At 56.6% G+C, this 22,385-nt stretch carries 13 protein-coding genes, 2 tRNA genes and 1 pseudogene; 4 read left to right on the top strand and 12 right to left on the bottom strand.

Going from position 1 to position 22,385, the window contains the following annotated elements:
* Window positions 1-26: 26 nt before the first annotated feature.
* The 5 genes from RGU44_RS01565 to rimO form a co-directional block, all read right to left on the bottom strand.
* Window positions 27-818: a hypothetical protein gene (locus tag RGU44_RS01565; protein WP_322215323.1), complete on the bottom strand. Its 792-nt coding sequence runs from the start codon at window positions 816-818 to the stop codon at window positions 27-29.
* A 337-nt stretch (window positions 819-1,155) separates the two neighbouring features.
* A complete protein-coding gene (locus tag RGU44_RS01570; protein WP_322215325.1) occupies window positions 1,156-2,010 on the bottom strand; it encodes a hypothetical protein in 855 nt (284 codons plus the stop codon).
* A gap of 334 nt (window positions 2,011-2,344) precedes the next feature.
* Window positions 2,345-5,881: a toxin VasX gene (locus RGU44_RS01575; RefSeq protein ID WP_322215327.1), complete on the bottom strand. Its 3,537-nt coding sequence runs from the start codon at window positions 5,879-5,881 to the stop codon at window positions 2,345-2,347.
* Window positions 5,878-6,750: a DUF4123 domain-containing protein gene (locus RGU44_RS01580; RefSeq protein WP_322180410.1), complete on the bottom strand. Its 873-nt coding sequence runs from the start codon at window positions 6,748-6,750 to the stop codon at window positions 5,878-5,880. The genes RGU44_RS01575 and RGU44_RS01580 overlap by 4 nt, the downstream gene beginning before the upstream one ends.
* A 158-nt stretch (window positions 6,751-6,908) precedes the next feature.
* Window positions 6,909-8,246, bottom strand: coding sequence for a 30S ribosomal protein S12 methylthiotransferase RimO (gene rimO / locus RGU44_RS01585; RefSeq protein WP_322180408.1), 1,338 nt, complete (start codon window positions 8,244-8,246; stop codon window positions 6,909-6,911).
* A 269-nt stretch (window positions 8,247-8,515) separates the two neighbouring features.
* Between rimO and RGU44_RS01590 the strand changes: the two genes are divergently transcribed.
* On the top strand, window positions 8,516-10,414 hold the full coding sequence (locus tag RGU44_RS01590) for a potassium transporter Kup (RefSeq protein WP_322180406.1): 1,899 nt from the start codon (window positions 8,516-8,518) through the stop codon (window positions 10,412-10,414).
* A 91-nt stretch (window positions 10,415-10,505) separates the two neighbouring features.
* Here RGU44_RS01590 and RGU44_RS01595 read toward each other — a convergent pair whose 3' ends face one another.
* From RGU44_RS01595 to RGU44_RS01610, 4 genes and pseudogenes are all read right to left on the bottom strand, one after another.
* The gene (locus tag RGU44_RS01595) at window positions 10,506-11,795 is read right to left on the bottom strand and encodes a virulence factor family protein (RefSeq protein WP_322180404.1); all 1,290 of its coding nucleotides are present in this window, start codon (window positions 11,793-11,795) and stop codon (window positions 10,506-10,508) included.
* Window positions 11,795-14,436, bottom strand: a pseudogene (mprF, locus tag RGU44_RS01600) (bifunctional lysylphosphatidylglycerol flippase/synthetase MprF). The gene RGU44_RS01595 and the pseudogene mprF overlap by 1 nt, the downstream one beginning before the upstream one ends.
* A 257-nt stretch (window positions 14,437-14,693) precedes the next feature.
* Window positions 14,694-14,770, bottom strand: a tRNA-Met gene (locus tag RGU44_RS01605).
* Window positions 14,771-15,023: 253 nt separating this feature from the next.
* Window positions 15,024-15,100 (bottom strand) — tRNA-Met (locus tag RGU44_RS01610).
* A 249-nt stretch (window positions 15,101-15,349) separates the two neighbouring features.
* Here RGU44_RS01610 and dinB point away from each other — a divergent pair.
* Window positions 15,350-16,411 (top strand): DNA polymerase IV, encoded by a 1,062-nt coding sequence (gene dinB / locus RGU44_RS01615; protein ID WP_322180400.1) that lies wholly within the window; start codon window positions 15,350-15,352, stop codon window positions 16,409-16,411.
* Here the strand turns inward: dinB and RGU44_RS01620 are convergent.
* The 3 genes from RGU44_RS01620 to RGU44_RS01630 all read right to left on the bottom strand — a co-directional run bounded on the left by RGU44_RS01620 (window position 16,408) and on the right by RGU44_RS01630 (window position 20,695).
* Window positions 16,408-17,364, bottom strand: coding sequence for a hypothetical protein (locus RGU44_RS01620; protein WP_322180397.1), 957 nt, complete (start codon window positions 17,362-17,364; stop codon window positions 16,408-16,410). The two genes, dinB and RGU44_RS01620, sit on opposite strands and share 4 nt — an antisense overlap.
* Window positions 17,365-17,451: 87 nt before the next feature.
* On the bottom strand, window positions 17,452-19,167 hold the full coding sequence (locus RGU44_RS01625) for a proline--tRNA ligase (protein ID WP_322180395.1): 1,716 nt from the start codon (window positions 19,165-19,167) through the stop codon (window positions 17,452-17,454).
* A gap of 187 nt (window positions 19,168-19,354) precedes the next feature.
* On the bottom strand, window positions 19,355-20,695 hold the full coding sequence (locus RGU44_RS01630) for an OprD family porin (RefSeq protein WP_322180393.1): 1,341 nt from the start codon (window positions 20,693-20,695) through the stop codon (window positions 19,355-19,357).
* A gap of 990 nt (window positions 20,696-21,685) precedes the next feature.
* Between RGU44_RS01630 and RGU44_RS01635 the strand changes: the two genes are divergently transcribed.
* Both RGU44_RS01635 and RGU44_RS01640 read left to right on the top strand, forming a co-directional pair.
* Window positions 21,686-22,117, top strand: a complete 432-nt coding sequence (locus tag RGU44_RS01635; RefSeq protein ID WP_322182771.1) for an HIT domain-containing protein — start codon at window positions 21,686-21,688, stop codon at window positions 22,115-22,117.
* Window positions 22,114-22,320 (top strand): SlyX family protein, encoded by a 207-nt coding sequence (locus tag RGU44_RS01640; RefSeq protein ID WP_219061294.1) that lies wholly within the window; start codon window positions 22,114-22,116, stop codon window positions 22,318-22,320. Before RGU44_RS01635 ends, RGU44_RS01640 begins: the two co-directional genes overlap by 4 nt.
* The last annotated feature ends 65 nt before the right edge of the window (window positions 22,321-22,385 follow it).

The following is a 22,385-nucleotide window of genomic DNA, read 5'->3' on the forward strand; positions in this document are numbered from 1 at the left end:
GGCGTTTCACCGCTGATTTTTAGCCCTTACTTCTGTTTTGCTTCAGCGATCTGCACTTCAACGAAATGCTGAATCAACGAGACCTGCGGCTCTTGTTGGCGCAGGTCCATGACCATTTTGCTCATGCGCTGCAGCTTCTCGCTGGGTTTGGCCCATTCAGCCTCTGGCAACGGAGCGGACCATGCCTGCATCGCCTCGGGCACGGCGGCGCGGCCCATGCTTTTGATGCGGCGGATTTCCCATTCGGTGAGATGGTTGGGCAGGGTCCAGAGGGTCATGACGTGGTACAGGTACCACCAGAACGGATAACCCCAGCCGACTTCGCCCGCCTTGCGCCGACGGCGCATGCGTTCGCGAGCGTTGTAGAACGTGTGCAGCCCCTCATGCGGCGGATCGTTGGGGCCTTGCAGATCGAGCGGGTCCTGAATTTCCTTGAGCGTGTGGACTTCGTACTCCATGTACGCGCGAATCGCCTCCCAGTTGCAGATGGCCAACTCAAAACCGGCACAGTGAAACTCCAGGGTGTACTGCTGATCGTGAGGCGGATGGTAAAAACCGAGGCCCATGGCGTACTGGATGTTCAGGCCATATTGGGTGACACCTCTGGCCTGGACGACCCACGCCGAGAGTGATTCCCAAGGGACGAAGATCGGTTCAGTTTGGCCTGCGGGGACGAAACAGACTTCACGGCGTTGGCGGTTGAAGCGGGTGGGGACGAGGGTTTCGTATTTGGCGAGGTGGTTGAGGGAGATGATGATGCCGAGGGCGAGGATGGCGCCACCGCCCCACGCGCCAATTTGCAAGCCAGATGGAATCATACCCAATGCAAAATCGACAGAACTTTTTAGGTCCTCATCTAAGAATAATCCCATCAGGCCAAAGATCATTGGCGCCAAGAAAGCCGTCATAAAAAAAATGCCCAAAGGAACACCTAATGTTATGTGCCAGCCAAATACCGCCGGCATTCCTGACCCAAAGTCCATATGGCTGTTATTGACTTCACCTACCGCATGTCCATAGTCCTGAGCCGGCCTGTTGGTAGGTAAAGGAACGGGGGCCAGATAAATAACCTGACCACTGGGGAAGTTTTCTATCATCCCGGCATACGGTTCACGGCTAATCGGTGGCGGCGCGTTAAGGGGCGGCTTAGCCATATCAGTCGTCCTGCTGCGGCAGTTGGAGAGGATCGATCAGGGCGTCATCGCCGTCCTCTTCTTGACTCTCTCGTTTCGCTTCAGCAATCTGCACTTCAACGAAGTGTTGAATCAACGAGACTTGCGGCTCTTGCTGGCGCAGGTCCATGACCATTTTGCTCATGCGTTGCAACTTCTCGCTGGGCTTGACCCACTCAGCTTCCGGCAGTGGAGCGGACCATGCCTGCATCGCCTCGGGCACGGCGGCGCGACCCATGCTTTTGATGCGGCGGATTTCCCATTCGGTGAGGTGATTGGGCAAGGTCCAGAGGGTCATGACGTGGTACAGGTACCACCAGAACGGATAACCCCAGCCCACTTCCCCTGCTTTACGCCGACGGCGCATGCGTTCGCGGGCGTTGTAGAACGTGTGCAGCCCTTCATGTGGCGGATCGTCGGGGCCTTGCAGGTCGAGAGGGTCCTGAATGTCCTTGAGCGTGTGGACCTCATACTCCATGTACGCGCGAATCGCCTCCCAGTTGCAGATGGCCAACTCAAAACCGGCGCAGTGAAACTCCAGGGTGTATTGCTGATCGTGAGGCGGGTGGTAAAAGCCGAGGCCCATGGCGTACTGGATGTTCAGGCCGTATTGGGTGACACCTCTGGCCTGGACGACCCGCGCGGAGAGTGATTCCCAAGGAACGAAGATCGGTTCGGTTTGACCGGCCGGGACGAAGCAGACTTCACGGCGCTGGCGGTTGAAGCGGGTGGGGACCAGGGTTTCGTATTTGGCGAGGTGGTTGAGGGAGATGATTATGCCGAGGGCTAGAGCGAGGCCGCCGCCCCACGCGCCGATTTGCAAGCCAGATGGGATCATACCCAATGCAAAATCAACAGAACTTTTTAGATTCTCTCCTAGGAATAATCCCATTAGACCAAAGATCATTGGAGCCAAGAAGGCGACCATAACAAAGCATGAAAATGGTCCCCCCACAATTAGTTGCCAACTAAATGTAGTCGGTAATCCCAGCCCAAAATCCATATAGGTGTCACTTATCGAACTCACTGCATTTCCATAGTCCTGAGCCGGCATATCGGTAGGCAATGGAACGGGGGCCAGATAAATAACCTGGCCGCTGGGGAAGTTTTCGATCATCCCTGCATATGGTTCACGGCTGATCGGTGGCTGCGCGTTAAGGAGCGCAGCCATATCAGTCGTCCTCCTGCTGCAGGAGGAGGGGATCAATCAGGTAAAAAGTGCATTTATCCCCTTGAGGTTCGAGATTTTTGTCGAAGATTTCACCGCCGTGGCCGTCGAGAGGTACGCGGAATTGATAAACGTTGAGCAAGTAAACGCCATCTTCGGGGCTAAAGTCTCCGAGTTCAACGGTGACCACCAACTCGTCGCGCTCGGTGGCGGTTGGGCGATACTCGCGACTGGGCGCCTCAAACTCCAGAACCAGAGGTGTTGCTTGTTTGATCTGCAGTTTTTGGATCAATGCGTCAGTCGCGACAGTCCAGCGCTCGACGGGTTTGACGCGCGTGGTGTGGGTCCGTACTTCATAGCCGCCTATCCGGAGCACGGTTTTGGCTTTGCTGTTGCCAAAAGGTCTTATCAAATCGGCACTGGAGGTGGTGGACAGGTGCAGCACTATTCGCGTCGCAGACAGGGTGCCCTGATTATCGGGTTGCTCGGGCCGCACTTCGATTTTTGGGGCTTTGACCTGAACGTGCAGACTCTTTTGGTACTCGCTTAACGCCAGCGACAAACGTCGATCCGCGCTTCGGCTCCAGGGAGTAGTCTGCAACCATTGATCATGGCGACTGAGGTTATAGCGGTTGTAAAACCAAGTGCCCGACAGTTCCAGAGCGGTGAACAAAATCCCGGCCATATTGACGCGGAAAAACACTGTGGACAGACGTGTGCCCGCTACGGCCCAAGCTGCCAGACGGGCTTCGGTTTGAGATGCAACGGATAGGACGTTTTTACCCGCCATCAATGTTTCACCAAAACCATAAGCGTTGCTTAGTAAAAAGCCGCTATTGCCCGCCATGCTTAGAGTGGCACCCGCTTGTGCTGCACCGTTGCCTTCGCGTGCAGCATTTAGCCAATTGCTAGTAGTGCTCTTCAGGCTCATTGCTGCGGCTAGCGTTCCGACGAAGTAGCCAGCAAGGCCCAAGCCAAGATGCAACTTTCCCAATTGGACGTGCACGCCTTTCAACTCGGCTACTTTTATGTTCTTACTCAACACCGCCACCTGCGCGCTAAGTGCTGTATCGGCAATCCCTTGGGCGGCCCCAAACCCTGCTGCGGCGGTAGTGAAAAATGGACCCCATAATAGCCCGGTGTCCCTTTTTTGTTCGGGTTCAGCCATTACCTCTTTCCACACCTGCACAAAATTCACCAACTGCACCGCAAACACCAACAGCCCAGCCCCATCCCCTAATAGTCCTGCTGTAGGCGCAACCCTCACCCCCTGCCGATAGTTATCCAGCAGCGACCGTACCTGCGCCTGCTGCTCTGGAGGAAACACCAACGCTAACCCCGGCGTGCCGGCCGTCGCTGTTTGCAGATGAACCGTGCCCTCTGGTAGTTCACGAATCGGGCTCAACATCCGGGCCAGTCGCTCTTCCAGAACGTTAAGTTTCTGTTGAGTCTCAGGCCGCTGGTTTTCCAGCTCTTGAGCCAGCCAGTGATCTTTTTCCGCACGATAGCGACGGGCATTGTTGTTCAGGGAACGCAGGTATCTACGTTTCGCCTGCACCTCCTTGACCGTCTCACCCAGGGCTTTCAGGTCGTCGGCATCTGCTATTTGAAAGCTGACCTTCTCGCGCCGGGCCGCGTCGAGCAACGAAACCCCGAAGGTCTTGGGCAGGTACCGAAACAGTGCCTCGATGTCCGGCATCTGGCCTTTGTCCAAGGCCTGCATGAAGTCGTGCAGCCCTTGTTGCACGCCCCACTGCACGGCGGGGGCGAGGGTGCCCCAGGCGGCGGTGGCATTGACTTGCGTGGGGTGGGGCAGGGTCTCGATGTCCGGCAGGTGGCCGGCAAACAGCGTTTTCAGCTTCTCGATCCACTCCGGCGCGCTTTTAAGCAGTCCCCAGCCCGCATTGGTGAACAAGGCGAATTGCGCGGCCAGTTCGGTCTGTACGCTCAGCGGCAAGGTAAAAAACAGTGCGCGGCTCTGCTGCGGGTTGCGGTTCAGCCAGGCAACAATGGTGTCGTAGGCAGTGTCACTGCGGCACAGGTCTTTCAAGCAGTCGTATTGGGTGAGCAAGGCGTGATCGATCTGCTCCAGATCGTTGGTGTCGTAATACCAGGCGGCGCGGTGGAAACGGTTGAGGGTGAGCATCTCCAGTCGGTCGTGGGTGATGCGATCAAGCAGGGTGTTCCAATGCGCGAGCTTGGGGCGTTGCGCCTTAAGAAAAGCGTCCATGCGCGGACGGTCGATCAGGTCGTTGATTCCGCGCTGGCCCCAGCGGGCGCCGTACAGCAGGTCTCTTAGCCGCTTATCTTGTTCTCGGTGCAGTTTGACCAGGGTTTGCCAGTGGGTGGCGACAAAGTCGGGGTCGGCGGTGGCGAGATTTTGCTTGAGGTAATACAGCTCGACGGTTTTTTTCAGTTCGTTGACCATGTAGCCATAAGTTCGCGCAGGTCTGGCCTGGATGTTTTTTAGCTGTGCCTTGAGGTCGGCTGGCAGATCCGAATCGGAAGCGTCTGGCAGCGGATTGGCAACAGGATCAAGACTCAGCACCTCTAGCAATGCCTGCCGTGTCTCCCCACGCTGGGGTTCGGGCAGCTTTTCCAGATCAAGCAATAACGCCTTGAGCGCAGGGTCATCGGTGCTCTCGGCCATCTTGCTGAGGTGGGCGGCACTGATCTGGCTCAGCGATTCGATGTAGCAGCCCAGCAAGTAATCACGCTCCGTGTGGCCCGCTTCCTGACCGCTGCGGGCCCAGTCATCGATCCAGCCCACCACCTTGTCCTGATAGTTCGCCAGGTCGCGCATCACGCCGATATCGTCGCGCACGGCGAGGAACAGGAAGTCGCTTTTGTGATCATCGCTGACCTGGCTGGTCAGCTCCTCGATCAAGGTCTGACGAAACAGCGGTGGGTGTTCCCACAGATACGGAATGTTTTCTTCCGGGGTAAGGCCTTGATGAGGGGCATCGTGATCCTGCACCACCTCGGCCAGCCATTTCTTCGCGTGCCGCTCATGCAGCAGCGGCGCGACGATGTGTTCGCTGTTGACCGGCGCAAGGTCGATGCACTGCATGAAGTGCTCGCGCTCGGTGGCGCTATCGAGCACCTGCCGGCACTTGGCGACGGTCCACTGCACCTCCGAGTAGGCGACATGCAGGACGCTGCTCTTGGAGAAGATCATTTCGGGAGGATCGCCCAGGGCGAGGGTCCGGTGATCCTCTTTGACCTCCTTGCCGTCGAACAGCCAGTGTTCCAATGACCCCTGCTTGATGCTGTACTCGTTCAGGCCGGTGGCGCTGTCGATCACGTACAGATAACCGTCACGCAACATGCGTAGACCCAAGGGGCGGCTTTGCAGCGTGTAAGGCATCGCCAGATCAGCGCTCGGATCGAGACCGTCTTCAACCAGGCCGTAACGTACCGGCAGCAGGTGAATGGTTGTTTGCATGAGTGGGCAAACCCCGACTTCGCCGAAGGGCGTGGCGCTTTTGGCTTGGGCGACCAGATTGGCCAGATGACCGCGAGGGGTCATGAAATCGGTCATGGCAGGCACCTTTTCTGGGCCAGATCAGCAATGCGTTCGATGCGCTGGGCCTTGGGTAAACTGGATTTAGGGTCTAAAAGGCTGACGATGTCGGGGTCTTTCCGTAGCCCTTGTTCGTCCACAAAGCCATGGGCATTGGCGTACAGGTACAGTTCTTTTTCACAGTCAAAACCGTGCTCGACAGCACGGCGCGCCAACGCCTGCAGATGCTCCCGATACTGCTGATCCGTTAACTCAGCCTGGTAGTCAGGGAAGTAGTGCTTCATGTGCCGGGAGAGTTCGGTCACCCGTTTGCGAAAGCTGGCGTCGTCGAGACTGTCCCATTGCTTTTCGTTAAACCGGTAGGGCGCATCGTGTTTCGGGGGCGGCATTTCGCCGGGGCGGATGTAGCGATGCCAGCCGCTACGCGCAAGGTCTGCGGTGAAGATATGCTGGCAGGGACCGAACAGCATGGAGTCTGGATATTCCGTTCCAAACAGGGCATCTGCCACCGGCGGGTAGGCCATGCGCAGCAGCATTTCTTGCCCGGACGGATGCTCAATGACGGTCAACCAGCGCAGATGCGCAACCACTTGCTCCCAAGGCTCATCGCTGACGAGCAGGAAGCCCCACAGCTGATCGACATTTTCCAGGAACTGCGCCAGTGCAGGGTCGCCCGCACCTTTCAGGCGGACAAGACAAGGGGATAGGTCTCTAAACTCGGCAAGCCGAGTGGTGAGATAAAGTACGTCTACCCTTGGAGTCTCGGCCCACTCGAATAGACGCGGCAAAAGCTTCTCGACCTGTACCGCATCAAGCAGCAGGCCGACGCTTTGTTGCCAGGGGAAATCTTCTGGCAGTGCGATCCGTTTAGCAGTGGCCGATCCCATTCGCACAATCCTTCGCGTTTCTCGAAAGCGACGACTATGACGGGAATAGAGCGCGGGTTATGTCGGCGGAGGGCGTGGGAGGAGGTAAGACTTTTCCCTAAGTTGCAAAAAAGCCCTGCCAGTTGAAGGGCAGGGCTTTTTTCGAGCGACAGGCTGATTTAAACCGTTTCAGCCCACAGGTCGTATTCGTCAGCGTCTGTTACTCGGCACAAGACCTTGTCACCCGGCTTGAGGTCCTGGTCACTGTCGATAAAGACGTTGCCGTCGATTTCAGGGGCGTCGAAGAAGCAACGACCTACGGCGCCACCGTTTTCGTCGATTTCATCAATCAGCACTTCAATCTCTTTGCCGACTTTCAATTGCAAGCGGGCTGCGCTGATGGCTTGCTGGTGAGCCATGAAGCGGTCCCAACGGTCCTGTTTGATCTCGTCCGGGACGTGATCGCCCAGGGCGTTGGCCGGTGCGCCTTCGACCGGGGAGTACTGGAAGCAACCCACTCGGTCGAGTTGGGCTTCGGTCAGCCATTCGAGCAGGTATTGGAAGTCTTCTTCGGTTTCACCAGGGAAGCCGACGATGAAGGTCGAACGAATGATCAGATCCGGGCAGATTTCGCGCCAGTTCTTGATTCGCGCCAGGGTCTTGTCTTCGAAGGCTGGGCGTTTCATCGCCTTGAGGATTTTCGGGCTGGCGTGCTGGAAGGGGATATCCAGGTACGGCAGGATTTTCCCGGCGGCCATCAGCGGAATCAATTCATCAACGTGCGGGTACGGGTAGACGTAGTGCAGGCGGACCCAGACCCCGAGGGTGCTGAGGGCTTCGCACAACTCGGTCATGCGTGTCTTGACCGGCTGTCCGTTCCAGAAACCGGTGCGGTATTTGATGTCGACGCCATAAGCGCTGGTGTCCTGGGAGATCACCAACAGTTCTTTGACCCCGGCCTTGACCAGACGCTGAGCTTCGTCGAGCACATCGCCGACCGGACGGCTGACCAACTTGCCGCGCATCGACGGGATGATGCAGAAGCTGCAGCTGTGGTTGCAGCCTTCGGAAATCTTCAGGTAGGCATAGTGGCGAGGCGTCAGCTTGATGCCTTGAGGTGGCACCAGATCGATCAGCGGGTTGTGATCGAGGTTTGGCGGCACGGCGTCATGAACGGCGTTGACCACTTGTTCATACTGTTGCGGGCCGGTAACGGCCAGCACGCTAGGGTGAACCAGGCGGATCGCGCTTTCTTCTACGCCCATGCAGCCGGTAACGATAACCTTGCCGTTTTCAGCGAGGGCTTCACCGATCACTTCCAGGGATTCGGCCTTGGCAGTGTCGATAAAGCCGCAGGTGTTGACCACCACGACGTCGGCGTCCTGGTAAGTAGCCACGATTTCATAGCCTTCCATGCGCAGTTGGGTGAGGATGCGCTCAGAATCGACCAGAGCTTTGGGGCAACCCAGGGAAACGAAGCCAACCTTTGGGGCAGACGGCGTGGTGACGGTGGACATAGCGAACCTCGGTATTGGGTGGCGCCCGGGCAAATGGCTGGGGTGCCGACTGGGCGTTTGGTACGCCGCTGATCAAAAAGTGCGCAATTCTAGCGGCGGGACCGTAGATTGACCAGCTTTATGCAGAGAATTACGACGAGTGCTGCGCTATGCTTCGCGGCGTTACGCTCAATCGCATCAATGGTGTTAATCGGTATCTGTTAAAACGGGGCTCACTCTGGCGCAGTGTCGTGCTTTTGGAGTCCAGGTCATGGTTGTGGGAGTGGTTAATGGGTCAGGCAATTAGTCAGGCAGATGCAGAGCGCCATCCGGCAAAGCCTTTGGGCCTGCTGATCGCAGCTGTCGGTGTGGTTTACGGCGATATTGGCACCAGTCCGCTGTATACCCTCCAAACTGTGTTCTCTGGGGGGTATGGGGTAAAGGTCGACCACGACGGGGTGCTCGGCATTCTGGCGCTGATCTTCTGGTCGCTGATTTGGGTTGTTTCGCTTAAATACGTGCTGTTCATCTTGCGGGCCGACAATCAGGGCGAGGGTGGGATCATGGCATTGACCGCGCTGGCGCGGCGGGCCTCCTCGCCGTACCCCAGATTGCGCGGTGCGTTGGTGGTCTTCGGTCTGTTTGGTGCGGCGCTATTTTATGGCGACAGCATGATCACCCCGGCCATCTCCGTGCTCTCGGCGGTGGAAGGCCTGGAGCTGGCGTTCAAGGGTGTCGAACATTGGGTCGTGCCCCTGTCGCTGATCGTGCTGGTAGGGCTGTTTCTGATTCAGCGGCACGGTACCGCGCGGATTGGCATTCTGTTCGGTCCGGTGATGGTCATCTGGTTTCTGGTACTGGCTGCGTTGGGGATCAACGGGATCATGCAGCATCCCGAGGTGCTCAACGCACTGAACCCTGCGTGGGGCGTGCGCTTCTTTGTCGTCCATCCGGGCATCGGCGTGACAATTCTCGGTGCTGTGGTGTTGTCACTGACTGGTGCCGAAGCGCTTTATGCCGATATGGGCCATTTCGGTCGCAAGCCAATCGCCCGCGCCTGGTTCATTCTGGTGCTGCCGGCGCTGGTGCTGAACTATTTTGGTCAAGGCGCGCTACTGCTCGACAATCCTGAAGCCGCGCGTAACCCGTTCTATCTGCTGGCACCCAGTTGGGCGCTGATTCCGCTGGTCGTTCTGTCAACCCTGGCCACGGTGATCGCTTCGCAAGCGGTAATTTCCGGGGCTTTCTCCATGACGTTGCAGGCGATCCAGTTGGGTTACATCCCGCGCATGCACATTCAGCACACCTCCAGCTCTGCCCAGGGGCAGATTTATATCGGCGCGGTGAACTGGTCGCTGATGGTGGGTGTGATCTTGCTAGTGCTGGGTTTCGAATCTTCCAGTGCGCTGGCCTCCGCTTACGGGGTTGCCGTGACCGGGACGATGCTGATTACCACGATACTGGTGGCTGCGGTGGTGTTGCTACTGTGGAAATGGCCGCCGTTGTTGGCCGTACCGGTACTGCTTTGCTTCTTGCTGGTCGACGGGCTGTTCTTTGCGGCTAACGTGCCGAAGATAGTGCAGGGCGGTGCATTCCCGGTTTTGGCGGGGATTGCTTTGTTCATCATGATGACCACCTGGAAGCGCGGTAAACAGTTGCTGGTGGATCGGATCGATGAGGGGGGGCTGCCGCTGCCGATCTTTATCAGCAGTATTCGTGTACAACCGCCGCATCGCGTGCAGGGTACGGCAGTATTTCTCACTGCGCGCGCCGATGCGGTGCCGCATGCTCTGTTGCATAACCTGCTGCACAACCAGGTGTTGCACGAGCAAGTGGTGTTGCTGACGGTAGTTTACGAGGACTCACCACGCGTTCCCGCGAGCCGGCGCTTTGAGGTCGAAGCTTACGGAGAGGGGTTCTTCCGGGTGATCCTGCATTTTGGTTTCATCGACGAACCGGATGTGCCAGCTGCGCTGAAGCTGTGCCATCTGGATGAGCTGGACTTCAGCCCGATGCGCACCACGTACTTCCTCAGCCGTGAAACAGTCATCGCTTCCAAGCTGGAAGGTATGGCGCGTTGGCGCGAAGGGCTGTTCTCTTTCATGCTCAAGAATGCCAACAGTAATCTGCGCTTCTTCAATCTACCGTTCAACAGGGTGATTGAGTTGGGCACCCAGGTAGAGATGTAAGGGTAGACATGTAAGGTGCAGAAACAAAAAAAGTCCCCGAGCTGCAAAGCTGCGGGGACTTTTTGTTGGTGTGGCGCGAAGGCAGTGTGGGTCAGCCTTGTTTGGCTGAGGTTTTCCCTTGGCGCTTCTCAATGGCATCGATCATGCGCCTGGCCAAGGCCGGGTAGTTTTCATCGAAGTGGTGCCCGCCCGGCAACTTGAGCTTTTCGCCAACGGCGGTAGTTTCGGTGCAACCGCTCTCGGCATCCTCTTCAGCACCATAAACGCACAGCACTTTATCAGCGGGTAGCTTAGCCATCTCGGGCCCCGTGGGTGCCTCTTTGCCTGCGGTCCCCAGCCAACCCTCGACCATGATCTCGAAGCTGCCGCTGCGCGCGAATGCCAGCAAGATGATAGCGTCGACGCGCTTTTGCTCATCAGGGGCCAAGCGGTTATAGATCGCCGGCAGCACATCGGCACCGAACGAATAGCCGGTCAGCACGAAGCGCTTGGTGCCCCATTTCTGCCGGTAGTGCGCCATCAATTCGGCGAGGTCCAGAGCACTTTGCTCGGGAGACTTGTGCTGCCAGTAGTAACGCAAGGTGTCGATACCGACTACCGGGTAGCCGATTTTGGCCATTTCACCTGCCACGTCACGGTCCAGGTCGCGCCAGCCACCGTCCCCAGAAAGGAACAATGTCACGGTGTCAGTCGTCTGTCCGGCGGGCACCTCCACCACGGGAATGTTCAGGCCGCCGTCATTGTCATCGGCGACCAATTGGTGGCGAAGTTGACTGTTGAGTACCTGTGGCAGGTGGATGTCGTAGTCGCTGATGCTGTTCTCGGCATTAGGTTGATCACGAACGAAGGTTGCAGCGGCATCATCCGGGCCGTCGTTCCAGGCAACCAGCCAGTGTCCATGTGCGGCGGTTTTTGGCAGCGCGTCATTGCAGCCAGGTGGCTCAAGAGAGAAGCCTACCGAGATCGCTTGAGCCTTGTCGTTGGTTTGTCCCGCCAGCCAGCGCCAGGCCAGGGTTGCGCCTGGGCCGATACCCGCGACCAGTGTGGGTGCGTCGTTGAGCTTTTCTATGCCTGCGTTGAGGGTTTGCTGCTGTAGGGCGCAGTTGTCCTTGGGCAGGGTTACCTGCACGATTTCGGCGTCGGCGTCCTGACTCAGTGCCAGCAGTTGCTTGTCCGTCAGGCCTTCATCCGCCAGGACGGCCAAGGCAACGTAAGCGTTAGCGCTAGTGCCGGGCAAGACCCGGGTCAGGGCTGCCCCATTCTCGAGTGTCAGGTGTTCGAGACTTGCTTCAGGCTCAGGGCGATTCCACAACCAAAAGCCAAGTACCAGTGCTAGAACAATCAGGGCTGCGAGCAAAAATCGCCAGTAGCGTTGAATCATCAGCGTTTCACCAATCCGGTCAGGCCGCCTGCAATCAGGGCGGCAGTGTCAGCCAGCGCCACGAGCGGATCAAGTCCGGCGGGCACGGCCATATAACGGGGTTCCCAGTCAGGCTGGAACTTGTCTTTGAAGCGGCGCAAGCCTTGGAAGTTATACAGTTGCTCGCCACGGCGGAATACCATAGAACCGAGACGCTGAGTCAAGGGTGCGCCGCGTCGCGGCTGCAGGCCGGAAAGTGGCACCATGCCCAGGCTGAAGCGTCCATAACCGTGCTCTTTATAGTGCAGAATCAAGCCGATCATCATGAATTCCATGGTCAGTTTGGGTGCGTCGGGGTGAGAGCGCATCAAATCCAGGCTGGCCAGTTCATGTCGAGATGTTTCCAGCAGGTTGGCGAACGCTACAGGCTTGCCTTCGAAATGGATGATCGCTATGCGGAAATGTTGCAAGTATTGCGGGCTGAAGCGGCCCAGGGAGAAGCCTTTCTCTCGGACATTTTTACCGGTAAGCCAAGCATCTGAAATCACCTTCAGTTCGTCCAGCGGCGCCTGACCAACCTCATAGATCTCCAGCGACAGGCCATCCCGCCCACCGCGGTTCCAGGTATAGCGCAGGTCTTTCATTTCCTTGCCTTTGGCGTCGATGTCAAAGCGCTTCAGGTCGACCCGTGCTTCTTCGCCCAGTTTGATCGCAGTCAAGCCGATGTCCATGTAGAACGGCAGATTCTCCGCGCGCACCTGGTAGAACACCGGGCGAGCATGATGGATGTCACACAGGTCGCGGAATTGCCAGATCAGCTCTGCGCGTTGCTGTGTTGGGCCAATCGGGTCATACAAGGCCACCAGGCTTCGGCCACGACGTGCGTACATCAAGAAGGCCTTGCCACTAGGGTGTAGCAGTATTGCTTTGTCACCGGTCAGTACAAGGCCGCCATCGGGCTGATCGGAAGCATTCACGATCTCGGCGGCTTTGCCCAGTTCTTCGGCATTGGGCAAGGTAATGACCGGACGTGCGGTACGCAATAGCCAGGTCAGTGAAACGATCACCAGCAATACCGCGCTGCCCAAGGCTGAACGCAAGGCCCGCGGGGCATCGGAGTTGAGGGTGAATTGCCACCAGAGCTGATGGTTGTACGGTACGTCCTGATAGGCGAACAAGAGCAACCAGATCGACGCTCCCAGCACGCACGTGCTGGCCACCAGATACAGCGGCGAGAATGGCAACTCAAGCAAGCGGCTGGGCCGATAGAACGAATGCCGGAAGATCCCCAGCAGCCCGGCGGTCAGGGTCAGCAGACTGGCCTCTTCCCAGTCGAAGCCCTTGAGCAGAGACAGCACTGCGCCGACCACGAGTAACACCGTCGTCAGCATCCACGCCGCCGATAGACGCCGGCGCAGACCTTGGGCCAGCAACAAGCACAATACGCCAATCAAACTGGCGCCGAAGTGCGAGGCATCAATCAGGCGATGTGGGATTAAAAAGCCAACGTGTTTCAAGCGCGTATCGATTTCAGGCGTGGCACCGGAAAACAACAGGACCACACCCGACAGAAACACCAGCAACGCCAGGATCGGCGCAGCCAGACCCGAAGCAACGCGTATAGCTTTGCGGGTCGGCAAAACGCGTTGGGCTTCGGTGACCAGCAATGCCACGCACGCCAGCAATAACGGCAGGACCACATAAATCAGGCGATAAAGCAGCAAGGCGGCTGCCAAGGGTGCAGCGCCCAGTTGGTCGGCAAAGGCGGCGAGTAAAATCGCCTCGAACACGCCTACACCACCTGGCACATGGCTGAGCACGCCTGCAGCCAGAGCAAGCAGGTAAACCAGCAAGAAGGCACCAAAGGGGGGGCGTCGGGCAATAGCAAATAGAGCACGATGGCTGCAGCGCCTACGTCCAGCGCAGTGATAACCAATTGCATCAACGTCAGGTTCAGGCCGGGCAGACGAAGAGTGCGACGCCCCGCACGGACCAGCAGGTTATGCGGGATCGGTTGTTCGGGCAGACGGCGGCGGTAGATGCCCACCGCTAACAATGCACTGAGTGCGAGAATTGTCACGGCCACCGACGCAAGCACTGACGTGTGCAAATGCAGGGCAACGGAAGCAGCCGGCAGATTGCTCAAGGTCGCCAAGGCGGCAAGCGGGGGCAGGGCGCAGCCCAATGAAAGGCTGGCAAATAAGGTCATGCGCGCGACTTCTACAGCGCCCAGACCATGGCGAGCGTAAAGCCGGTAACGAACCGACCCGCCAGACAGCAGCGACAGCCCTACTGCGTTACCAATCGCAAACGCGGTAAAGCCGCCGAGGACCAGCGTACGAGCAGGGAGTTGAACATTGGCGTAACGACTGGCCGACCACTCATAGCCCAGTAGTACCACAAAGCCAACGACAGTCGCGACCAAGGCGCCGGCTAATGCGGGCAGCGGAACGCTCAGCAGCGAATCGTGCAGGGCGTAGAGGTCCAGCTCACTCAACAGATGACGACAGGCGATCAGTGCAATAGAGAACAGGAGCAACGTTACCGCAAGGCCCAAGGGTTGGCGATATTTGCTCAGCAGTTCCAACCAGTGCAAACGAGTCGGCGCAATCGGTTGAGTGGCGGTGACAGGTTCATTGGAATCGGACGAATTGGCGCGCATCAATCACTCCTTGGATCGTGCGCGACAGGATGGAGGTATACAGACAAGTTACCAATCCCTACGCAGAAAATATTTCGAGATATTAGCGTGTCACAGTCTACAGGGCGAATGTAGCGGATTCGTTTCAGCCGGCTGTTTAGCCGATAGACACCTATCCTCTGGATCGACAATTCTGACAAGCATTTCTGACCACTGTTCCGATGCTTTTCGGTCAGACACAAAAAAGGCCACTCTTTCGAGCAGCCTTTTTTGATATTTGGTTGCGGGAGCCGGATTTGAACCGACGACCTTCGGGTTATGAGCCCGACGAGCTACCAGACTGCTCCATCCCGCGTCTGTGTGGCGGCATTCTACAGTGGAACGGTGGGGTGTCAACCGTTAATGCGGTATGAGCGACAAATAAGCGTAAATAGCTTGTCGGATCGGTTAAGTGTTCGGTGCGCAAAGGGTTTTCCTGATGGGGCGTCCTTCATGTCTCATCCGTCTATTCCTGACTGCTCCACAGCGAAGGGGGAGGGGCAAGGTTGGATGTGATGAAATCGCAGGCACAAAAAAGGCCACTCTTCCGAGTAGCCTTTTTTGATGTTTGGTTGCGGGAGCCGGATTTGAACCGACGACCTTCGGGTTATGAGCCCGACGAGCTACCAGACTGCTCCATCCCGCGTCTGTGTGTCGGCATTCTACAGTGGAACGCCGGGCTGTCAATTGTTAATTTCAGAAAAATTCTTTTCCTTCAATCGCTTAGCGATGCTAATTGAGTGCACGAATCGGCTTGAGGGCGCGTAGCGCGGACCTGATAGGGCTATTTTGGTCATTTTCTCAGGCCTTTCGTACATTGCTTTCGGTATCGTGAGTGCCACATTTCAGCGTGGGTGAGATACTGCGCAGCCCACAGCATTCATAACCGCACCTCATGACGCAGCGCAAAATCATCCACGTCGACTGTGACTGCTTCTACGCCGCCATCGAAATGCGCGACGATCCGCGTCTTGCTGCCAAGCCGCTGGCGGTAGGCGGCTCGGCGGACCGGCGCGGAGTGATAGCCACCTGCAACTATGAGGCGCGGGCCTATGGCGTGCGCTCGGCCATGTCGTCCAGGCATGCTTTGACGCTGTGCCCCGACCTGACCATCGTCAAGCCGCGCATGGAAGCTTATAAAGAGGCTTCCCGTGAAATCCAGACCATTTTTCGCGATTACACCGATCTGATCGAGCCTCTGTCGTTGGATGAGGCTTTTCTGGATGTTTCGGATAGCAACTATTTCTCGGGAAGTGCGACCCGAATTGCTCAGGACATCCGTCGTCGTGTCTCCAATCAACTGCATATCACCGTGTCAGCCGGGGTGGCCCCAAACAAATTCCTCGCAAAAATTGCCAGTGACTGGAAAAAACCCAACGGTTTGTTTGTGATTACCCCGGATCAAGTAGAAGCGTTCGTCGCCACATTGCCGGTGAGCAAGTTGCATGGCGTCGGCAAGGTAACTGCGGGCAAGCTGGGCCGACTTGGTATCACCACCTGCACGGATCTGCGCGATTGGAACAAATTGGCCTTGGTGCGAGAATTCGGTACGTTTGGTGAGCGGCTGTGGAGTCTGGCGCGCGGGATTGATGATCGGCCGGTGCAGAACGACAGTCGGCGTCAGTCGGTAAGTGTCGAAAACACCTACGATACGGATTTGCCCGATCTGGCCAGCTGTCTGGAAAAACTGCCGGAGTTACTCGCGACGCTCGCTGGGCGAATGGCGCGCGTGGACGACAGCTACAGAGCGGGTAAGCCTTTCGTCAAAGTGAAGTTTCATGACTTCACTCAAACTACCCTCGAGCAATCAGGCGCGGGGCGTGATCTGGATGGTTTTGAACAGCTGCTGACCCAGGCATTCGCTCGAGGTGATAAGCCGGTGCGCTTATTGGGTATCGGCGTGCGTCTGCAGGATCTACGTGGTGGTCATGAGCAGTTGGAGCTGTTTACGCGCTAGCTGTTCGGCCCTGGATCGGCCACCAGGCGCCCGGCGTCTTTGGTCAGCGATTTAAGAAATTGCTGTTGCAGTTCGGGGTCATTGCGCGTCAGTTCGATCAGGCTTTGTTCCAGCTCGCTGGCTTCTTCTTCGAGTCCCAGTTCTGAGAGACGTTTGACCCGGTGTACCCATTGGCTGACTTCGTCATCTTCCAGGTCGTCGTAGATCAATGCGTGAGCTTCGCGCAATTTGCCGCGCAATGAATTGCTGATCGGCAGGGTAGCACTGACGCGTACATTGTCTTGATCATCCGCGACACTGATCTGCAAGCGGGTGATGTGATTGATTTCCTGTTCGGCAAAAGGGCTGTCGAGCAGGTTCAGGCGCAGTACCCCGTTGTGATCAGTTGTCAGATCGTAAGTTTGCGCGCCTGCCTTGACCTCGACCGGGCGTTCGCTCCAGGGCAAGCTGGAATACTCAATCCGCTTGTCGTGCTGAGCCTCATCAATACTGGAAAGGTTCTGCTGCGCCCTGCCAAGGGACGGCATGTTCATGAATGGATTGAGTCCGGCAAAGCCGTAACTGATCCAGTCTTTGGTCATGCTGTCCGGTAAGCGCCCAAGCATGACCACGTTGAGAATATTGGCGCCTATACCGCCCACCACTGCAACTGCACCCAGCGGGATTTCATAGGTCTCGCGCCAAGGTTGGTAAGGGGTGTAGCGATCATAGTTGCGGGTGACTTCGAATTCGGTGACTTCGAACGTCTTCTGATCATGAATCCGCACGCGACGTTGCGGAAGCTCAAGCATCTTGGGCTCACCGATATCGACTTGCAGGCTGTGATTGAGCAATTTGCGCTCGACGCGCTCTTCGTGCTCGCTGTGTGGTGACAGGTGGTTGGCACAACCGCTGACAAGCAGGGTGCCGCACAGTGCGGCACTACCGAGGCTTAAGGTATTTCGCTTGAGCATGTGATCTCTTGATACGGAAAGTGCGGGTCTTGCCTTGTCATGCGTCGATGGCGAGGGCGCGCACGCTTTCACGTGCGCGTCCCGGACTCAGCGGCGGATGCGGGCTTGAAGAAAGGACAGGGCGTCGGCCACAGGCAAGGCTTGCGCCTGGGCTTCAGTACGGCTCTTGTACTCAAGGTTACCTTCTGCCAGGCCGCGGTCGCTGACCACGATGCGGTGCGGAATACCGATCAGCTCCATGTCTGCGAACTTGTTGCCGGGACTGGTTTTTTTGTCGCGATCATCCAGCAGCACCTCAAAGCCAGCTGCGGTCAGTTCGGCGTACAGCGTGTCGGTTGCTTCGCGCACTGCCTCGGTTTCATAGCGCAATGGCACCAGGGCAATCTGAAAAGGTGCCAGGGCATCGTTCCAGATGATCCCGTTTTCATCGTTGTTCTGCTCAATGGCAGCTGCCACCACGCGAGAAACACCAATGCCATAACAGCCCATGGTCAGGGTTACAGGTTTGCCGTTTTCGCCAAGCACCTGGCACTTCAAGGCTTCGCTGTACTTGGTGCCCAGCTGGAAAATATGCCCGACTTCAATACCGCGTTTGATTTCCAGCGTGCCCTTGCCGTCCGGGCTTGGGTCGCCAGCCACCACGTTGCGCAGGTCGGCCACGGCGGGAACCGGTAGATCGCGCTCCCAGTTGACGCCAAAGTAGTGCTTGTCGTCGATGTTGGCGCCGATGCCAAAGTCGCTCATCAGTTCGACGGAGCGGTCGATGATGCAAGGCAGCGGTAGATTCAACGGGCCAAGCGAGCCTGCGCCAGCGCCAATGGCGTCACGCAGTTCGGATTCGGATGCCATGACTAGCGGGCTGGCGACCTGAGGCAGGTTGGCGGCCTTGATTTCGTTGAGTTCGTGATCGCCACGAATGATCAGCGCGATCAATTTGCCTTCTTCAGCTGCGTGGACCACCAGAGTTTTGATGGTCTTTTCAATCGGCAGGTTGAAGCCTTCTACCAGTTGCGCGATGGTCTTGGCGTGTGGTGTGTCGATCAGGCGCAGTTCTTCAGTGGGTGCCTGGCGTGACTGTTCGCGTGGAACGGCCTCGGCTTTTTCAATGTTTGCAGCGTAATCGGAGCTGTCGCTGAATGCGATGTCGTCTTCGCCAGACTCGGCCAGCACGTGAAACTCATGAGAGCCCGCGCCGCCGATGGAGCCGTTATCGGCTTCGACCGGGCGGAAGTTCAGGCCCAGGCGGGTGAATACGTTGCAGTACGCCTGATGCATCCGGTCGTAGGTAGCCTGAAGCGAAACCTGGTCGACATGGAAGGAGTACGCGTCTTTCATGATGAATTCACGGCCACGCATCACGCCAAAGCGTGGGCGGGTCTCATCGCGGAATTTGGTCTGGATCTGGTACAGGTTGATCGGCAGCTGCTTATAGCTGTTGAGCTCGTTGCGTGCCAGATCGGTGATGACTTCTTCGTGGGTCGGGCCCGCACAGAATTCACGGTTATGTCGATCTTTCATGCGCAGCAATTCTGGGCCGTACTGTTCCCAGCGCCCTGATTCCTGCCACAACTCTGCAGGCTGGATGCCCGGCATCAATACTTCGAGCGCACCAGCAGCGTTCATCTCTTCACGAACGACAGCTTCGACCTTGCGCAAAACCCGCAAGCCCATGGGGAGCCAGGTATAAAGGCCGGAAGCGAGTTTGCGGATCATGCCGGCACGCAGCATCAGCTGGTGGCTGACGACCACTGCATCGGAAGGGGTTTCTTTCTGTGTGGCGAGCAAATATTGACTGGTACGCATGGTAGGCCGTTGTCGGTTGCTGAGGCTAGAAATGACCTCGCATTGTACGGGGGGGATCTCGTTGCGTACAGGGTAAGGCCGGCACAACGGAAGGTGTTCTGCCTGGTTAAAAAAGGTTGCCTGAAAAAACGACGTAAAAAAACCCGGCCTGGGCCGGGTTTTTTCGATTACGAAACGCTGACTGCGGTTACAGAACCGAAATCGGGTAGTCGACGATCAGGCGGAACTCTTGGACATCGCCTTCGCCTTCTGCAGCGTTGGCAGTGTGCCAAGCTTGACGAAGACGGAAGGACAGGTCTTTGGCTGGGCCAGTTTGTACTACGTACTTGGCTTCCAGGTTGGTCTCGTGGTGGCTACCGTCTTTACCGTACAGGTCGGTATAGGTGCTGTTCGATGGAGTGTTCGTCCCGTCAATGTGGCTGCCGGCAACGTAACGGGTCATGAAGCTCAGGCCCGGTACGCCGTAGGACGCCATGTTCAGGTCGTAGCGAGCTTGCCACGATCTTTCGCCAGGTGCGTTAAAGTCGGAGTATTGAACAGAGTTGGCGAGGAATATCGAGTCGCCACCGCGGTTGTTGTCACCCACACCGATGTAGTCGAATGGGGTGTCGCCGTTGACCTTCTGGAAGCTGAGGGTCAGGGTATGTGCGGTCAGGAACGAATACGCTGCTGCCAGGGAGAAAGCGGTGTTGCTAATGTCGCCTGCTTTCTTGGCGCCTGCATCAGTGGTGCGGTAGATGTTGAAATCCCACGCCAAGGATTGCGTGTCAGCGATAGGCATAACGTAGTTCACGTTAGCGTAGTACTGGTTCCAGATGTCTTGCAGTTTAGCTGCATAAAGCGAAGCGCTCAGGCTGTCGGTGATGGCGTATTTGCCGCCGACGAAATCTGCCGATTTTGCTGTGACACCAGCATAAGTGGCATAAAGATCGCCATCATGCTTGGTCGTGTCCTGGCTGGTCGCGGAGGTGAAATGGCCCGCTTCAACGTCAAGACCTTTGATTTCGCTGCTCTGCAATAGGAAGCCGGTAGCAGTTTGTGGCAGGAGGCGAGAGCCACCCACCGCGAAGACCGGGCTAGTGGTCGGCTGCATGTCACCGACTTTCAGCTCTGTCTTGGAAATACGGACTTTAAGCGCCGCACCGGATTTGCCGTAGCTGCTTTCGTTGCCTTTAATAGAACCATCGGCATTATGCTCGAGTTGCAGGTTGCCCGAACCGGCATACTTGTCTGAGCCGTCAAGCTTCAGGCCGAGGTAGCCAAAGGCATCAACACCGAAGCCGACAGTACCCTGAGTGAAGCCCGAGTTGAAAACACCGTGTAAACCTTGGGTCCAGTCTTTGTCGTCTACCCCACCATCGGTCTTGTTACGATTGTAGTAGTAGTTACGAAGCAGCAGATTCAGCGTGCTGTCTTGTACAAAGCCCTTGGTATCGGCCTGATCACTGACGAAGGCTGCAGCCGTTGCCAATTGGGTGCTGCCCGCAGTTACGGCCAGTGCGATTGCGCTCCACTTCATCACTCTCATCGTGATTTGCTCCTTTGGTTTTTTAAGAAAAGTTGCCGCCATCCCACCTGTTTTTTTATCTGGGAGGCTCTTTCTTTTTGTGTCGGCGCAAATTTATATCACGCTGACCATGTTGGCGATAGTTACAAACCTATCCTTTCGGCATCTTTACGGTGGTGTCGCAAATGTAGGTTGTCCATGTCGCAATTGTGTAGCTCCTGTTATCAAACCCCACAACTACGGCGTTATTTTTGAGGGCTTAAGCATAGGTGAAAACAGTCTATGCACAGCCGCTCAAACACTCCCTGGATAATGCGCTGCCGTTTTATTCATCTCCGGATGTGTCTGCTGGGTAGTAAGCACATCGGCGGACTCTGGTGTGTAACAAAGCAACAACCGTGCACAAAGATCAAAAACGATGACATTTTTTTCACAAAACATCATTTTTTAGCGCTATATTTTTCTAAGTAATTGATTTATATGGTTTTTAATCTATTTTTTTTCAGGAAAAAAACCTGAGAATTGCTTGAGAATCCGCTGAGGACCTAAGAAGCGTTACCGGTCAGTCTGGCGGGCTGGGTAGATTCAGGATGGCTGGTACTGGTTGAAAGGAAAAGTGAGTCTTTTTGGTGCACTGTGTTACGAGTGTGCTTGATGTCAGGTCCTTGAGGTCGACTATAAGGTATTAGGCACGGCAGTTTCGCTGTCCTTTTGTTGCCGAAAAATGACCAGGCAGCATTTTTTGGGCTGCCTGGTTGGAAACTGATCTACATTCAAGGAGCGGTATCAGGCGTTGCCGCGAGGGACGCGGTGTGCCAAATCAGTGCAGATGGCAGCTGCGCATGCCCTGCGGATGTCTGTCAGGGTTTTTGGTCGGTGGCTCAGTGTGTCCAGGTTGAGGGTGGACAGTGAATGACTACACATTCCCGCGTATCCTGCGAGGTATTGCTGGATGACTCCGCGGTTCGGGGCGTCGAGTTAAAAACCAACCAGTTGATCAGGAGTTTTGCGGTGTTCGTTTTAGATCCGCGTCTTGCGCAAGATACTGTGCCCCTTGGCGATTTCCCCTTGTGTCGTTTGCTGCTATCCAATGATTCGAATTACCCATGGTTCATTCTTGTGCCGCGTCGTGCGGGCATCAGTGAATTGTTCCAGCTGAACGCGGCGGATCAGTTGCAACTGTGGCAGGAGACTACTGCGCTCTCGCAAGCACTCAGTGATGCATTCAATGCAGACAAGCTGAATGTCGCGGCATTGGGGAATATCGTTAGCCAGCTACATATGCACGTTATCGTTCGTTATCAGAAAGATGCAGCGTGGCCCGCGCCTATTTGGGGTAAGCATCCGGCACAGCCTTATACTAGCCAACAACTGTCCGACCTCCGCGATCGTCTACAGTCGGTATTGACAGACAATTTCCATTTCGAGGAGGAACACGCATGAGCCTTGAGCAGCGTATTAACGAGTTGGAAAGTCGATTGGCCTTCCAGGACGACACGATTCAGTCGCTCAATGATGTCCTGGTCACTCAGCAGCGTGTGGTCGAGCGCTTGCAGTTGCAGATGGCTGCACTGCTTAAGCGTCAGGAAGAAGCCGGCAATCAGTTCGATACGTTCGAGGAGGAGGCGCCCCCTCCGCATTACTGATTTTTTCTGGTCGATAAAAAACCCGCGATCTCGTAAAGAGAGGCGGGTTTTCTTTTTTTGGGGCG

It is taken from the genome of Pseudomonas sp. 5C2, assembly GCF_034314155.1.
Taxonomy (GTDB): domain Bacteria; phylum Pseudomonadota; class Gammaproteobacteria; order Pseudomonadales; family Pseudomonadaceae; genus Aquipseudomonas.

Bases quoted from the DNA above. Each gene is read 5' to 3' on its own strand.
- RGU44_RS01630 (WP_322180393.1), bottom strand. From the start codon at position 20,695: ATGAGAGTGATGAAGTGGAGCGCAATCGCACTGGCCGTAACTGCGGGC.
- RGU44_RS01590 (WP_322180406.1), top strand. From the start codon at position 8,516: ATGGGTCAGGCAATTAGTCAGGCAGATGCAGAGCGCCATCCGGCAAAG.
- RGU44_RS01565 (WP_322215323.1), bottom strand. From the start codon at position 818: ATGATTCCATCTGGCTTGCAAATTGGCGCGTGGGGCGGTGGCGCCATC.
- RGU44_RS01620 (WP_322180397.1), bottom strand. From the start codon at position 17,364: ATGCTCAAGCGAAATACCTTAAGCCTCGGTAGTGCCGCACTGTGCGGC.
- rimO (WP_322180408.1), bottom strand. From the start codon at position 8,246: ATGTCCACCGTCACCACGCCGTCTGCCCCAAAGGTTGGCTTCGTTTCC.
- RGU44_RS01575 (WP_322215327.1), bottom strand. From the start codon at position 5,881: ATGACCGATTTCATGACCCCTCGCGGTCATCTGGCCAATCTGGTCGCC.
- RGU44_RS01595 (WP_322180404.1), bottom strand. From the start codon at position 11,795: ATGATTCAACGCTACTGGCGATTTTTGCTCGCAGCCCTGATTGTTCTA.
- dinB (WP_322180400.1), top strand. From the start codon at position 15,350: ATGACGCAGCGCAAAATCATCCACGTCGACTGTGACTGCTTCTACGCC.
- RGU44_RS01570 (WP_322215325.1), bottom strand. From the start codon at position 2,010: ATGATCCCATCTGGCTTGCAAATCGGCGCGTGGGGCGGCGGCCTCGCT.
- RGU44_RS01625 (WP_322180395.1), bottom strand. From the start codon at position 19,167: ATGCGTACCAGTCAATATTTGCTCGCCACACAGAAAGAAACCCCTTCC.
- RGU44_RS01580 (WP_322180410.1), bottom strand. From the start codon at position 6,750: ATGGGATCGGCCACTGCTAAACGGATCGCACTGCCAGAAGATTTCCCC.
- RGU44_RS01640 (WP_219061294.1), top strand. From the start codon at position 22,114: ATGAGCCTTGAGCAGCGTATTAACGAGTTGGAAAGTCGATTGGCCTTC.